The sequence below is a fragment of the Lactobacillus leichmannii genome (assembly GCF_024701915.1).
GTDB lineage: Bacteria > Bacillota > Bacilli > Lactobacillales > Lactobacillaceae > Lactobacillus > Lactobacillus delbrueckii.
In genome coordinates this window covers 108,662-123,589 of sequence record NZ_QOCY01000018.1, presented here as the reverse complement: position 1 = coordinate 123,589, position 14,928 = coordinate 108,662, and the positions used below count along the sequence as shown (strand labels likewise).

The following is a 14,928-nucleotide window of genomic DNA, read 5'->3' as shown; positions in this document are numbered from 1 at the left end:
AAATTTAAAAAATAAAAATTAGTCGTCAATTTCAGTAACTTGACCGGCACCAACAGTTCTACCACCTTCACGGATAGTGAACTTAGTACCAACTTCGATAGCGGCTGGCTTAATCAAAGTAACTGAGAATTCAGTGTTGTCACCAGGCATAACCATTTCAGTACCTTCTGGCAATTCAATTTCACCAGTGATGTCAGTGGTGTGGAAGTAGAATTGTGGACGGTAGTCTGAGAAGAATGGAGTGTGACGGCCACCTTCGTCCTTGCTCAAGATGTAGACTTGACCCTTGAAAGTTTTGTGGGTCTTGATTGAGCCTGGAGCTGCCAAAACTTGACCACGAACGATTTGGTCACGGTCGACACCACGGAGCAATACACCAACGTTGTCGCCGGCTTCACCCAAGTCAAGAGTCTTGTGGAACATTTCCAAACCAGTTACAACTGAAGTCAAGACCTTTTCTACCAAACCAACGATTTCAACGCTGTCGCCAACCTTAACAGTACCACGGTCGATACGGCCTGAAGCAACAGTACCACGACCAGTGATAGTGAAGACGTCTTCAACTGGCATCAAGAATGGCTTGTCAGTTTCACGTTCTGGAGTTGGGATGTATTCGTCAACAACGTCCATCAGTTCTTCGATCTTCTTTTGAGCTTCTTCATCGCCTTCAAGAGCCTTCAAAGCTGAACCACGAACTACAGGAACATCGTCACCTGGGTAACCGTATTCTGAAAGCAAGTCTCTTACTTCCATTTCAACCAAGTCGATCAATTCTGGGTCGTCAACCAAGTCGCACTTGTTCAAGAAGACTACGATGTAGTTAACACCAACCTGACGAGCCAACAAGATGTGTTCACGAGTTTGTGGCATAGGGCCGTCAGTTGCGGCAACAACCAAGATAGCACCGTCCATTTGAGCGGCACCAGTGATCATGTTCTTGATGTAGTCGGCGTGGCCTGGGGCGTCCATGTGGGCGTAGTGGCGCTTTTCAGTTTCGTATTCAACGTGGGCAGTGTTGATAGTGATACCACGTTCCTTTTCTTCTGGAGCTGCGTCGATTTGTGAGTAATCTTCAGCTTGTGCCAAACCCTTCTTAGCCAACACAGTAGTGATAGCTGCGGTCAAAGTAGTCTTACCGTGGTCAACGTGGCCAATAGTACCAATGTTAACGTGTGGCTTAGTTCTAACGTAATGTTCTTTTTCTGCCATTAAAATGATCCTCCTGAAATTTTGCAAGAAGTCCGTTGAGACAAAACTAACGGATGATTCTCTGTTGAATATTGTACTACTTTCCTAAGAAGTACGCTAGTAGCAATAGCGCAACTTCTTGAAAATATCCAAAAATGATTATACTAAATGCCGGCAAAAAGTAAAGTGATTTGCAAAAAAATTAATCACTATTTTTTCTGATAGATTTTTTCCAACAAATCCTGGCTCTCCCCGCCCCGCTTTTGCCGTAAAAAGCCGGTCAAGTCCCGGGCAAAAGCATCGGGATTAGTCACGTAATCTCCCTGGCAGGGATAAAGCTGGCCAAAAGCGAAATTTCCTTCAGCCAAGATCAAGGGCAGTTCGCTTGGGCGGTTTTGGTAGCGGCTGGCCAGAGAAGTGATAAATTCCCGGTAAACCGGATCCTGCTTGAGCAAATCCGTTTCAGCGGGCACAAAACTCTTCAAGTCCCCCAGGATCATAACCTGCATCTCTTCTTTAACCCCCAGCTTGACCAGGTCCTCGCACACCACCAGGCGCAAGGCGTAGTTAGCCAGGGGATCCAGCAAAAGGCTTCTGGCAAAGGCCAGGTAGGTCGGCAAATCCAGCTTCAAGAGCTGCTCGTACTGGCTTTGGCTGACTGCCTGCTTTCTTCTAAAAGCAAGCAGGATTTTCTCTTGTTCCTTTTTGTCTGCTGGCAAAACCGGGAAGTCGACCTCTCCCTCAGTCAAATGCTTGACCTGGAGAGCCTCGATCAAAAAATTATTGGCCGCCAGGACTTGTCCATACTCCTCCAGCACTTTATCTCGGGAAAAAAGATCAGGCAGTGCCTTGATGAGGGCATAAGCCTGATCTTCTTCCTTGTTTAAACGCAAAAGACGGGACAAGTCCAGGGCCAGGTCCTCGTCAAAGCCCAGCCTCAGGGCCTCCTCCAAGTGCCCGCAGGCAGCCTGGTAGTCCCCTCCTGCTTCAGCCTCTATGGCCAATTTCCGTAGGTTCTCTTGGCTAACGCTTGTCATCTGCCTTGCTGTCCTTCTTATTCTTGTTTACCGACTTCTTGCCCTTAGCGGACTTGTTTGCCGGCCTGGTCTGCTTCTTGCGGTTGTTCTTCTTAACCGGCTTTTCCTTGTTGCCTTCAGCCGCGTCTTCGGCCTTCTTCTGCATTGCCCGGTGCCGGTTCTGGTTGACTTCCATGACAACTGGCAAAACGACCGGCCGGCGGTTGGTCTGCTTGTAAAGGAACTTCCCCAGGCTGGAGCGCATGTCTTGCTTGAGTTCAGTCCAGTCAAACTTCTTGTGCTCAAAGTTGGCCTGGATAGCGTCCTTGATGACCTGGATAGAGTCATTCATCAGCTTGTGGTTGGCCTTGATGTAGACAAAGCCCCGGCTGGTGACTTGCGGTTCAGACACGATCTTCTTCTTCTTGCGGTCAATCGTCACTACCGCGATGAAGATCCCGTCATCTGACAAAACTTCCCGGTCGCGCAAAACAATGTTGCCCACGTCGCCTACCCCGGAGCCATCGATCATCGTGTCTTCACCCGGCACGGCATCCCCGCGGAAGAACTGGCCGCGCTTAGTGTCGTATTCCAGGCAGTCCCCGTTTTGGGTAATGTAGACATCGTCCGGGTCCATCCCAGTTTCAACGGCTAAGTCCTTGACTGCTTCTAAAAGCCGGTAGTCCCCGATGACCGGTACCAGAATCCGCGGCTTCAAGAGGTCAATCAAGGTCTGCAGGTCCCGGCCAGTCGCGTGGCCGGAAGTGTGCATGTTGCGGCCAAGTTCGATAACCGTGCCGCCTGCCCGGTAAACCATGTCACTGGTGATAGCCACCGTGGTTTCAACGGCGTGAGACGGAGTCGTAGCAATAAAGACCAGGTCCCCTTCGTGGATGGTAATCATCTGGTGGCGGTTATTGGCCATCTTCTGCAGGGACTGGAGCGGTTCACCCATCCGGCCGGTTTCCAGGATGACCGTCTTTTCATCCGGCACGTCCTTGAGTTCCTTGGCCTTCATCAAAAGCCCGTCTGGCACTTCCAGATAGCCCAGCTTCATGGCCGTGTGGACGATCTTAGCCACGTCCCGGCCAGTCAAAAGGACCCGGCGGCCGGTAGCAGCAGCGGCGTTAAAGACCTGCTGGACCCGGTTTATGTTGGAAGCCTTGCCGGCCACGATGATCCGGCCCTTGGCGTTTCTGAAGACATTGGTGATGTAAGTGCCGACTTCATTTTCGCTGGCATTCGGCAAAACAGCCTCAGCATTGGATGAGTCCGGCAAAAGGGCCAAGACGCCGTTTTCCGCGATTTCAGCAAGCCGGGTCATGTCAGTGCGGTAAGCTGGCCGGGCTGACGGATCAAACTTAAAGTCACCGGTATAGACGATCTGCCCTTGGGGAGCATGGATGACGATCCCCAAAGAGTCTGGCACTGAGTGAGTGGTTTGGAAGAAGGACACGCTGGCATTCTTGAAGTCGATTTCCGTATCGGCGTCGATGACGTTGAACAGCTGGTTGTTCCGCCGCTTGTTTTCTCTTTGCACGTCGATCTTGGCCAGTTCAATGGTGAGTTTTGAACCAAAAACCGGAATATCCCAGTCCCGCAAAATGTATGGCAGGGCCCCGATGGAGTCAGCATGGCCATGAGTCAAAAAGATCCCCGCCACTTGGTCGCCGTATTGCTTGAAGAATTCCATGTCCGGAATTACCACATCGATCCCGAACAATGAACTGTCCGGGTACTTGAGGCCGGCGTCCAAAACAAAGATTTCATCGTTCACCTGAACGGCAAACATGTTCTTGCCCTGCTCGCGGCCCCCGCCTAGAACCATTATTTTTAACTTGTCTGACATAAAGCTCTCCTTTTCGTAATCATGTTAAATCAATTCTTTGTCTGATAGATGCTTTATATGGATCTGTCGATCAAAACGCTTATAATCTTTTTAATTTTAACATAAAGGGCATGAGCATGATAGTCACTAAGCCCGCAAAGGAAAAGAAAACTGAAAATAGAAAAGAGGCCGGGAAATCCCAGCCTCTTGGTAGGTCTTTGATTAACGACGCAAACCCAAACGAGCGATCAAAGCACGGTAACGTTCCAAGTCATTTTCTTGCAAGTAGCGGAGCAAGTTACGACGGTGACCGATCTTCTTCAACAGACCAACGTATGAGTGGTGGTCGTGTGAGTGTTCACGCATGTGTTGAGTCAAGTTGTTAATGTCTTCAGTCAAAACAGCAACTTGTACTTCTACGGAACCAGTGTCGCCTTCGTGAGTTGCGTATTCCTTGATGATTTCGTTCTTTCTTTCTTTTGAAACTGCCATGTTTCTGCACCTTTCTTTTGAAAAATTGCCCCGGACAGCGTCAGCCGTTAGGTGAAGCGTAAAGACAACGCCCGGGGTTCACATAACAAATATAATCATACCCGATTTTTTGGAAAAAGCAAGTAAAATTTCTTCTTGCATCTGGCGCTGGCTTTCAGTATAATAACTTAGTGAATTTCATTCAGTTATTGGAGGTGAACCTAATGCCACAAATCAAATCTGCTATCAAGCGTGTTAAGACTCAAGCTGTTGCTAACGAACGCAATGCTGCTCAACTCAGCACTATGAGAACTGCCGTTAAGAAGTTTAAGGCTGCTCAAGCTGCTGGTGCGGACAACGCCTCCGAATTATACGTTGCTGCTATCCGTGAATTGGACAAGGCTGCTTCAAAGGGCTTGATCCACAAGAACAAGGCTAACCGTGACAAGAGTCGTTTGGCTAAGCTTGCTAAGTAATTAAACTAGCAATCAACAAAAGAGCGAGAAACAATCCGTTTCCCGCTCTTTTTCTTTTGTCTTTTTCTGTTCCCTGTTTTTTCTCTTTTTGCCTAGCAGGTCAGGATAAAAGCCTTTAAAAAGCGGCTGCCCTGGTAGACCCCGCTCTTGTAGCGGTAGTCCAGCTGGATCAGCTGGCCCAGCATTTTCTTCAGCTGGCCGACCTTCGCCCTGGACTTCAAGGCTGTCTTGACCCGGTAAGGGTGGGCGGACAATTCCTTGGCAATCTCGCTTTCACTCCGCCTTCTCTGTCCCATCACCTTCACGCAGAGCAAAAATTCAACCTGGCTGAAAAAGACCGCGACCAGCTGCAAGGGATAAGTCCCCTCCCGCAGCTGCCCGTCCAGGCGGTCGATTGCCTCTTGGTAGTCCCCTCTTAAGGCAGCCTCTAGAATAGCAAAAACGTTCTGGTCTAAGCTGAGATCGATATTCCGGTCCACCAGGTCCCGGCTGATTTCCTGGCCGTCGCTGATCGCCTTCAGCTTGTTGTAATTGCCCAGGGCCGCGTCCAGGACCTGGTCACTTCTCTCCATGAGCAAGTCCAGGGCCCCGCCGGCAAAGCGATAGCCTTCAGCCTTGACCAAGGCCTGCATAACCCGGCCGCTTTCATAGCTTTTGACCGCGGTTGAGACCGTATTGAAGCTCTTTTCCACCTGCTTGGTCAGTTTCTTGCGCCGGTCCAGCTTCTCATAGCTGGCGACTAAAACGATCACGTCGTCGATCTGGTCCAGGTGACTGAAGATTTCCAGCAGCCGGTCCCCTTGCTGCTTGTACTTGACCGGGAACTTTCCCGTCAAAAAGATGGGGTTCTTGACTAAGACTAATTTTTGCTGGCTGAAAAGGCTGGCTTCCGCCAAGGCCGCGATCAAGTCGTCCAGCGGGTCGCTCTCACAGTCAACCGTCACCTTCTCCAGGCCTTGAAAGGCTGCCTGCTGGACATAGTTATGGGCCAGATAGTCATTTAAAAAAGCGTCCGGTCCCTGCAGCAGGAGATTCGGGTTTCCCGCCTGGCTGTTAGGAAACAGGGATATCAAATTTGGCAAGCCGCTTTCCTCCCTCTAAAAGTAAACTCTTTAATAATGATAACACACCCGCCGCCCTTCCAGAAAACTACTGAAGTATTGCCTGATGCCGTAATGCCAGCTGATCATCCCTTCCGTTTGGGTATTGAGATAAGGAATCCCCAGCTGGTGCAATTTGGCTAAGGTTTCCGGCTTGGGGTGGTGGTAGCGGTTGTTCCGGCCAGCGGAGATAAAGACTAATTTTGGCTGGATTGCCCGCAAAAAGACAGTTGAAGAAGAAGTATCGCTGCCGTGGTGGCCAAGTTTGAAGTAGTCAATTTTCAAATCGGGAAACTTCTTAATGATTGTCTCCTCACCTGCCTGGTCCAGGTCCCCGGTAAAAGCCCAGCTTTTCCCAGCCAGGCGGCAGGTAAGCGACAAAGAGTCCTTGTTTTCCCCTTTTCCCGCTACTTCCGGGTGAAGAACCTGGAAGTTGATCGCTTCTTTCACCTCCATCCCTGCCTTCAGCTCAACCAGCTTGGTCTTCTCTACCCGGCCGGCTATCCTGGCCCTAAAGCTCGGATTTTGAATAAGACCTGCTCCCATATAGAGGCGCTTAACCGGCATTTCCTCGAGCAGGGGGCCCAGGTCACCAACATGGTCAGCATCCTGGTGGCTGACGAAGACCCCGTCGATCTGGCTGATTCCCTGGGCTTTAAGCAAAGGAATGGTAATCCGGTCGATCTGGGGCTGGCTCTGTTTCTTTTTACCAAAAGTCAGCTTGCCCCCGGTATCGATCAAGTAGACCTGGCGGCGGATGGGCGTCGTTAAAAGAATGCTGTCGCCCTGACCCACATCGATAAAAGAGACCTGCCCTTCCAAGGGAAAGTGGATGCTGACAAAAATTAAGAGATAGACCGCCGCCAGAATATGGCGGTATTTCTTTTTCCGCGTGATGAGATACAGGAAGGTTAAGACAAAAAGCAGGGCCAGCTGCCAGGCCTTGATCTGGCCATAGATCAGCTGGCCAAAGCCGGTTTTCGCCACATTAGCCAGCATCCCTTCCGCCGCCTCCAGGATTTTTTCAAAAAAAGCCGCTAGACCCGGCGGAGCCAGCAAGGCCAGGCCGGTCATGGGCATGACGATATAGTTGAAATAGGGCACGACTAAAATATTGTAAAAAATCGTGCAGACATTGACCTGGTAGAAAAAATAGAGCAAAAAAGGCGTCAGCAGGCCGTTCAGCCAAAAAGCCTGCTTGCAGTCTGGCAATTTCGCCGTCAAGACCAGGCCCAGGGCTAATACATAAGTCAAGATCCCGCCGGTTTCCAGCAAAAGGCGGGGAGTAAAAAGCTGCTGGCAGCAATAAGTCAAGCCCAACAGGTCAGCCCGGCCGATCCTCCTGCTCTTAAAGGCTAATCCGGCTGAAAAAACATAGCTAAGAGTCGCCCGGATAAAACCTGGCTGGCCCGCGCTCAAGAAGACCTCAAAGGTCAATAGAGCGCAGGAAGCGGCAAAAACTTCCTCCTTGGTCATGTGCAGGTAGCTGCCGAAAACCGCCAGAGCAAAGACATAAATGCCCACATGCATCCCCGAAATGCTCAAGATATGGATAACCCCCAGGTCCCGGTAGGTATTCAAGTTGGCTTGGTTGTCCCCAGCCGGATTTTCCGCTAGCAGCAGTTCACTGGCAAAAAAGGCCAATAGGCGGGGCAGGCGCTTCAGATAAGCTTGAATTTTCCAGCGGAGGCCATGCAGGCGGGTAAGAAGACTAGCCGGAGCCAGCTTGACCTGATAATGAGCCAGCTTGACCTGCCGGTAGACATGCTGGCTGGCCAAATAGCGGCGGTAGTCAAACTGGCCGGGATTGGTCGCTGGCTCTATTTCACTGACCGCGCCGCCAACTTCAGTTAAGTCGATGCTTTGCCCGTTTTCCAGCAAGGCTAGTGCCTCCCGGCTTGCAGGCCCGTAAACTTGCACTTTCTGCGTGGCCGTCTGCCCCCGCCCGCTCAGCCAGCCGTCGGTAATTTTCACCTGGTCGGGGTACAGGCGGATGTCGCCTGCCGGCTCACCCGGCTTAACCTGGTCCTTAGCCAGGACCAAAGTCAATAAGAGCAAGAAGGCCAGGGCGAGTTTAAACAAACCGCCATATTTATCCTTGAGCAAAAAGAGCAGGTAGAACAAGGCGGCCAGGGCAAAAAGCTTCCCCCATTTTTGCGACTGGAAGATCCCGCACAAGCTGACGCTGGCCAAGGCCAAAAGAAAGTAAAAGCCGGCTTGCAGGCTAGATTGTAAGCTGGTCCTTAATTGCCGCGAAGGTCTTGTCGCCAATTCCCGACACCTCTTTCAACTCGTCAATACTCTTAAAAGACCCTTTTTCCTGCCGGTAGGCAATGATCTGCTCGGCCTTCTTCTCCCCGATCCCGTTCAGCTTCTGCAGATCGCTGGCTGTAGCCGTGTTCAAATTGATCAAGTCACCAGAAGCTGCCCCGGAAGTTGAAGAAGAGACTGATGAGGCTGATGCAGAAGGAGAAGAAGCCGGAGCGGATGCTGCAGCAGAGTTAGCGGTCTGGGCCGCTTCCATCTTGTCCCCCTTGCCGGGGATGTAGATCTTGTCTTGGTCTTTTAAAAGCTGGCTGCGGTTGATGGCCTGCAATTGGGCATCCTTGGTCAAGCCCCCGGCCTTTTCAATCAAGTCTTCCAGCCGGGCTCCGTTTTTCAGCCGGTAGACCCCCTGGTGCTTGACCGCTCCTGAAATATCGCAGACTACTTCAGCGTTTGCCGCAGAAGCCGCTGAGCTGGCGCTGGCAGCCACTGAACTAACACTAGAGCTTTGCAGGCTTTGCCCGCTGTTTTCACTCATGCTCTGGCTGCTGGACAAAAGAGCAGAATTGTCAGCAGCCGGCTGCCGGTTGGCATAATAAAAGCCCCCGGCCGCCAGCAAGACGACTACGATGTACATTTTCTTATCCATAAGCCAGGCAAGCAGGTCCTGCAGCTTTTGCTTGCCTTCCGTTCTTTCGTTTGACTGATTCATTTTTATCACCTCAATAACTAATACGCCAAAAATGGTCTTTTTTCCTAAATAAAAGAAAAAGACAAAATTTACTGAGGTAAAAAAGAACCGGAGTCTGGCTCCGGTTCTCTTCTTAACTATTCAGTTTTCTACTTGTAATGCTTTTGCAGGTATTTCAAGGCATCATCAAAAGTTGCCACCGGCACGATCTTCATCTTCGTGCCCAGCTTCTTGGCCGTTCTTTTGGCCACCGCGTAGTTGGTCTGGGACTTCTTGACCCCGGTCTGGTCAGTTGGGGCGAAAAATACTTCTGCCCCTTCTTTATCCGCGGCCACGACCTTCTTGTCCACGCCGCCGATAATGCCGACCTTGCCGTTTGCATCGATCGTCCCCGTCCCGGCTACCTTGTGGCCCTTGGTCAAGTCCTTGCCAGTATAGTTTTGGTAGCAGGCCAGGGAGAACATCAGACCAGCTGACGGGCCGCCAATGTCGCCCGTGCTAATCGTCGTCTTCGGGCTGACTTCCACCTTGACCCTTTCCACCATGCTGATCCCGATCCCCGGCTTGCCGGTGCCTTTCACCTTGACAATTTTCCCGGTAAAAGTCTGCTTCTTCCCGGACCGCAAAACCGTAATCGACACCTTCTGCCCGATCTTCTGCTTCTGCAGGTAGCTCATAAAGCCCTGGACAGACTTGAACTTGTGCCCATTAGCCGCTACGATCGTGTCCCCGATCAAGAGCTTCTTTTTAAAACTGGAGCTGGACTGCAGGTCCATCACATATACGCCCTGGTATTTCAGCTTGGGTTTAAGCCCGGCCTTCTTGGCCGCGTAATAGATGGCCGTCTGCTGGCTGGTCTGCATGTACCATTCCTGCAGCTGTTCATATTGCTCCGTGCTTGTTCCCCCGGTCACTTCATCCATGGTCAGGCGGTCTTCATAAGGCTGGGTAAAGGACCATAAATAATCGCCCAAAACCGCCCTCCGCTCACTCACGGTCACGAAGTAGAGGTTATTTTCAGCCTTAACCCCGGCCGTCTTTAAATAATTGCCGACCGGCAGGGCATCCCCGGGCGCCTCAATCACGTATTTGGTTGGCAAGAGCAGGACCAGGGCCAGCAGGATAACCGCAAACAAGCCGACCAGGGCCCGGCGCCATTTCTTGCTTTGTCCATCTTTCTTAACTTTCACTTTGCAGCTTCTCCTTCAAGGCTCTGGCAGCCTTTTTGGGCAAAAAGCGGTCCAGCTCGCCGCCAAACATGGCGATTTCCTTCAGCATGCTCGATGCCAAAGCACTGTTGGCCGCCTCAGCCATAAACAAAACAGTCGGCAGGTCCGGGGCCAGGTCCCGGTTCAACTGGGCGATCTGCTGCTCATAGAGAAAATCGCTGCTGTTGCGAACCCCGCGGACTAAAACCCCGGCCCCTAATTCCTTGGCCAGGTCCACCGTCAGCTGGCCCGGCCGGGCCAGGATCTCGACATTGGCCAGGCCATGCTCTTTTACCGCGTCCTTGATCAAGTCCACCCGCTCATCCGGCGTAAAAAGCGCCTTTTTTGAGCTGTTGGTCATCACTACGACCAAGAGGCGGTCAAAGACCTTCGCCGCCTGCTCAATTGTATCCATATGCCCGTTGGTAATGGGGTCAAAACTCCCCGGAAACAACGCTGTCGTCATCTATTCTGCCCTCTGGTAAATTCTTACGATCGTCTTGCCCATATGGTGGTCTTTCAAAAGGTCAAAGCCGGCAACCGGCGGCAAGTCTGTCTGCTCATCAGTTTCCACGACAATTTTTGCCCCCGGCTTAAGCAGGTCCAGGGAAGCCAGAGCCGTCATGTCCTTGACCATCTGCTGCTTGGCATATGGCGGGTCCAAAAAGACCAGGTCAAACTTCCTTTCCTGGTCAGCGAAGACCTTCAAGGCCACTTTCGCCGGCATGGTGAAGACCTCAAAGCGGTCCGGCTCCTTGGTCAAGTCCACGTTTTTCCTGATGATCTGGCAGGCCGGCCGGCTGACGTCGTTCAGCACCGCACGCTCGCAGCCTCTGGAAACTGCCTCAATCCCCAAAGCCCCGCTGCCCGCGTACAGGTCCAGGACCTCTCCTCCAGCAAAAAACTGGCCCAGGGAATTGAACAAGGATTCCTTGACCTTGTCGCTGGTCGGCCGGGTCTTCTGGCTCTTGAGGGTAAACAAGTTCCGTTTGGCGTATTTTCCAGAAATAATTCTCACTTAATCCAGTCCTCTTTATCTGTCTGATTTAACTTCTCTTCGGCCTCCTTGGCCATGTCACTGATCTGCTGCTCAATCTTCTGGTTGTCCAGGTCCAGGGCATCATTTTGGGAAAATTCAACCTTCTTAACAAAGCTGAAGGTCCGCAGCTTGCTTGCCGTTTCTTCCGCCTCTGCCTGGTTGACGTAGAGAATCAAATAGTGCAGCTTTTTGGAAAAATAAACAATGTCCCCGAACCTGCGCAGCTTGAACTGATCGTTGTTGACATTACGCAAATAAACGATCAAGCTGGTCCGGCTAGCAATCTCCTGATCAGCTAATTCTTGGTTAATACTCATCCTCTGCTTGCACCTCCTGTCTGATTTTTTCTTCCGCGGTAACATTTAAGACCAGGCCGATCGCTGCCGACAAGACCCAGAGTGAGGAACCCCCGTAAGAGATAAAGGGCAGGGTTACCCCGGTGATCGGCATGAGGCCTAAGACCGCGCCAACATTAAATAAAGTCTGGAAAAAGATAATCGCGGTCACCCCGAAGCAGATCAAGGTGGAGTACTGGGACTGGGCCTTGACCCCCCGCTCCATGATCAAAATCATCAGGTAAAAAAGCAGGCCCAAGACTACTAATGCGCCAAGAGAGCCAACTTCTTCGGCAATGATCGACAAAATAAAGTCGGTGTAAGGTTCCGGCAGATAGCCCCGCTTCTGGATACTGTTGCCCAGGCCTAAGCCAAAAAGGCCCCCGTTATGGATAGCATAATATGAATTGACCAGCTGGGCCCCTTCATTGGCAGCCGTCTTAAATGGGTGCAGGAAGGCAATAAAACGCTTGTAGACGTAAACATCCTGCAAGAAGCTCGGGTTCCAGGCCACGATCAAGCTGAAGCCCCCGACCACCAGAACGGTGATGCCGATGATACTCAAGAGGACGTAGCCGGTCGGGATCCCGGAAACTGAATACATGATCAGGACCAGGCAAAAAAGGATGGCTGTCCCCCCGAAGTCAGGTTCGATCAAAACCAGGATCATTAGTACACCCGCGATGATTGCCGTAGGCAAAAGCTGGGAGATGATATGTCCGCGCACTAACCGCCCGTCGGCCTTAGCCAGCATCCGGGCCAGATACAAAGTCAAGACCAGCTTGGCTAATTCCAAGGGCTGGATGTTGATTGGGCCCAGGTTGATCCAGCCCTTGGCCCCGTTGACCGCCTGGCCAAAGAGGCGGACATAGACCAATAAGTCGGCCACAATTACCAGCAGCCACAAGAGCAGCTTGCCCCGCCTTAAGTAGTCCAGGTTGATGCTGTAGCAGACCAGGCAGATCAATACCCCGAAAAAGGCGTAGAGCAGCTGCTTTTGCCCGTAAACCGTAGCCTTGAAGCCGTGGATCAGCAGGATTTCTGAACTGGCCGAATAGACCGCGATCACCCCGATCGTCATTAAAAGCAAGTAGACGATGAAGATCCGGTAGTCGAAATATTGGAATGTCTCTTTTATTTTGGCGGCCGTGGCAGCACCTTTATTTTTCTTCACGTTTTTCCCCTTCTAAAAATAATCGTCGCTTTTCATTATAAAACAAAAAAGCCCCTCCTCCTATAAGTAGGGGGGAGAGACTTACCAAAAAACTAACAATTAGTTGGTCTTGGCCTTCTTCTTGTCAAACTTTTGCCGTTCTGAAGTGTTCAAGATCTTCTTCCGCAGGCGCAGGCTTTCTGGAGTTACTTCACAGTATTCGTCATCGTTCAAGAATTCGATTGATTCTTCCAGAGTCAAAGTCTTTGGCGTTCTGATGGCCGCAGCGTGGTCCTTACCGGAAGCACGGGTGTTGGTTAGGTTCTTGCCCTTGGTTACGTTAACAGCGATGTCACGGTCACGGGAAGATACACCAACGATCATCCCTTCGTAAACTTGCACGCCGGCACCGATGAAGAGCTGGCCGCGTTGTTCAACTGACTGCAGGGAGTAAGTAGTTGACTGCCCCTGGTTGATGGAAACCAAAGCACCGTTGCGCCGGCCTGGGTTCCAGTTCTTAACGACTGGCTTGTATTCGCTGAAAGTGTGGTTCATGATCCCGTAACCACCAGTTGCGGACATGAATTCGTTGTTGTAGCCGATCAAGCCACGGGAAGGAACTGAGAATTCCAACCGGGTCTGGCCGTTGCCCTTGGAAACCATGTTCTGCATTTCACCCTTGCGTTGGGACAAGCCGTCGATAACTGAGCCAACATATTCGTCCGGCACGTCAACTTGGACAGCTTCATATGGTTCGCACATTTGCCCGTCAACTTCCCGGTAGATAACCTTTGGCCGGGACAGTTGCAGTTCGAAGCCTTCCCGGCGCATTTCTTCAACCAGGATGGACAAGTGCAGTTCCCCACGGCCTGAAACAGTCCAGGCGTTTAATTGGTCAGTTGGTTCAACCTTCAGGGAAACGTCAGTCCGGGTTTGCCGCAAAAGCCGTTCTTCCAGCTTGGCTGGAGTAACCTGGCTGCCTTCCCGGCCAGCAAATGGTGAGTCGTTGGCCACGAAGTCCATTTGCAGAGTCGGCGGGTCAATCCGCAGAATTGGCAAGGCTTCTGGTTTTTCCTTGGAAGCAATGGTTTCACCGACGAAGATGTCGTTGATCCCACTGATGGCGATAATGTCGCCTGCCTTGGCTTCCTTGATTTCGTTTCTCTTCAAACCGAAGTAACCAAAGAGCTTGGTCACGCGGAAGTTTTGCTTGGAGCCGTCAAGCTTCATGACAGTAACTTCGTCGCCGACCTTGATCTTGCCCCGGTAAACGCGACCGACGCCGATCCGGCCAACGTAGTCGTCCCAATCAAGCATGGTAATTTGGAACTGCAAAGGTTCGTCTTCGTTGTCAAGTGGAGCCGGAATGGCCTTGATGACCGTGTCGAAGACCGGGTCCATGGTTTCTTCCTGGTCAGCCGGGTCGTCTGAGTAGCTGGAAGTACCATTCAAGGCAGAAGCGTAAACAACTGGGAATTCAAGCTGTTCGTCGTTGGCGCCAAGTTCGATGAAGAGTTCCAGAACTTCATCCAGAACTTCAGCTGGACGGGAACCAGGACGGTCGATCTTGTTCACGACAACAACTGGCTTAACGCCGGCTTCCAGCGCCTTTTGCAAAACAAAGCGGGTCTGCGGCATTGGGCCTTCGTAAGCGTCGACCAGAAGCAGGACACCGTCAACCATGTGCATGATCCGTTCAACTTCCCCACCGAAGTCGGCGTGGCCTGGGGTGTCCAGGATGTTGATGGTCGTGCCCTTGTAGCTGACCGCGGTGTTCTTTGACAGAATCGTGATCCCACGTTCACGTTCAATGGCGTTGGAGTCCATTGCCCGGTCTTCCAGGTTCATGTGTTCTGGTAAAGTGTCTGACTGCTTAAGCAGCTGGTTAACCAGGGTAGTCTTACCGTGGTCGACGTGCGCGATGATCGCGATGTCTCTGATGTTTTCTCTTCTCTTTTGATCTGCCAAAAATGTTTCCTCCCCGTTCCTCATAAAAAGAACTGTGACAAAAGCACAGTTCCCTTTAGCCTTAGATAGCAGGCTGGCCGAAGTAATGTTTATACTTTTTTTACAATCATCTATTGTACAACCACTCTTGGGCCTGGTCAACAAATTTGCTTTAGTTTACATAAGCTTTTCAGAGAATGTTTAACCATAG

The 14,928-nt window shown here is 51.3% G+C and carries 14 protein-coding genes; 1 reads left to right on the top strand and 13 read right to left on the bottom strand.

Annotated features, from left to right (window positions below; genetic code table 11):
- Positions 1-18: 18 nt before the first annotated feature.
- The 4 genes from tuf to rpsO form a co-directional block, all read right to left on the bottom strand.
- Positions 19-1,209 carry an elongation factor Tu gene (tuf, locus tag DS743_RS01755; protein ID WP_003617518.1) on the bottom strand — a complete coding sequence of 397 codons (1,191 nt, stop codon included), beginning with the start codon at positions 1,207-1,209 and terminating at the stop codon, positions 19-21.
- Between the two features lie 188 nt (positions 1,210-1,397).
- Positions 1,398-2,225 (bottom strand): hypothetical protein, encoded by an 828-nt coding sequence (locus DS743_RS01750; RefSeq protein ID WP_035183486.1) that lies wholly within the window; start codon positions 2,223-2,225, stop codon positions 1,398-1,400.
- The gene (locus tag DS743_RS01745; protein WP_035183487.1) at positions 2,212-4,053 is read right to left on the bottom strand and encodes a ribonuclease J; all 1,842 of its coding nucleotides are present in this window, start codon (positions 4,051-4,053) and stop codon (positions 2,212-2,214) included. Before DS743_RS01745 ends, DS743_RS01750 begins: the two co-directional genes overlap by 14 nt.
- Positions 4,054-4,254: 201 nt before the next feature.
- Positions 4,255-4,524, bottom strand: a complete 270-nt coding sequence (gene rpsO, locus DS743_RS01740; RefSeq protein ID WP_002879084.1) for a 30S ribosomal protein S15 — start codon at positions 4,522-4,524, stop codon at positions 4,255-4,257.
- A 203-nt stretch (positions 4,525-4,727) separates the two neighbouring features.
- Between rpsO and rpsT the strand changes: the two genes are divergently transcribed.
- A complete protein-coding gene (gene rpsT, locus DS743_RS01735; protein WP_002879085.1) occupies positions 4,728-4,979 on the top strand; it encodes a 30S ribosomal protein S20 in 252 nt (83 codons plus the stop codon).
- 92 nt (positions 4,980-5,071) lie between these two features.
- Here the strand turns inward: rpsT and holA are convergent, their stop codons facing one another.
- From holA to typA, 9 genes are all read right to left on the bottom strand, one after another.
- Positions 5,072-6,061 carry a DNA polymerase III subunit delta gene (holA, locus tag DS743_RS01730; RefSeq protein ID WP_035183488.1) on the bottom strand — a complete coding sequence of 330 codons (990 nt, stop codon included), beginning with the start codon at positions 6,059-6,061 and terminating at the stop codon, positions 5,072-5,074.
- 30 nt (positions 6,062-6,091) lie between these two features.
- Complete coding sequence (locus tag DS743_RS01725; RefSeq protein ID WP_072544317.1) at positions 6,092-8,302, bottom strand: DNA internalization-related competence protein ComEC/Rec2; 2,211 nt, start codon at positions 8,300-8,302, stop codon at positions 6,092-6,094.
- A 1-nt stretch (position 8,303) separates the two neighbouring features.
- On the bottom strand, positions 8,304-9,056 hold the full coding sequence (locus tag DS743_RS01720) for a ComEA family DNA-binding protein (RefSeq protein ID WP_035183491.1): 753 nt from the start codon (positions 9,054-9,056) through the stop codon (positions 8,304-8,306).
- 128 nt (positions 9,057-9,184) lie between these two features.
- A complete protein-coding gene (locus tag DS743_RS01715; RefSeq protein ID WP_035183492.1) occupies positions 9,185-10,225 on the bottom strand; it encodes a SepM family pheromone-processing serine protease in 1,041 nt (346 codons plus the stop codon).
- Positions 10,215-10,709, bottom strand: coding sequence for a pantetheine-phosphate adenylyltransferase (gene coaD / locus DS743_RS01710; protein WP_003617502.1), 495 nt, complete (start codon positions 10,707-10,709; stop codon positions 10,215-10,217). The genes DS743_RS01715 and coaD overlap by 11 nt, the downstream gene beginning before the upstream one ends.
- Positions 10,710-11,261 (bottom strand): 16S rRNA (guanine(966)-N(2))-methyltransferase RsmD, encoded by a 552-nt coding sequence (rsmD, locus tag DS743_RS01705; RefSeq protein WP_002879091.1) that lies wholly within the window; start codon positions 11,259-11,261, stop codon positions 10,710-10,712. It lies immediately after the preceding gene.
- On the bottom strand, positions 11,258-11,599 hold the full coding sequence (locus DS743_RS01700) for a YlbG family protein (RefSeq protein WP_002879092.1): 342 nt from the start codon (positions 11,597-11,599) through the stop codon (positions 11,258-11,260). Before DS743_RS01700 ends, rsmD begins: the two co-directional genes overlap by 4 nt.
- Positions 11,589-12,791 carry an FtsW/RodA/SpoVE family cell cycle protein gene (locus DS743_RS01695; protein WP_080730890.1) on the bottom strand — a complete coding sequence of 401 codons (1,203 nt, stop codon included), beginning with the start codon at positions 12,789-12,791 and terminating at the stop codon, positions 11,589-11,591. The genes DS743_RS01700 and DS743_RS01695 overlap by 11 nt, the downstream gene beginning before the upstream one ends.
- A gap of 99 nt (positions 12,792-12,890) precedes the next feature.
- Positions 12,891-14,762: a translational GTPase TypA gene (typA, locus tag DS743_RS01690; protein WP_035183493.1), complete on the bottom strand. Its 1,872-nt coding sequence runs from the start codon at positions 14,760-14,762 to the stop codon at positions 12,891-12,893.
- Between the last annotated feature and the right edge of the window lie 166 nt (positions 14,763-14,928).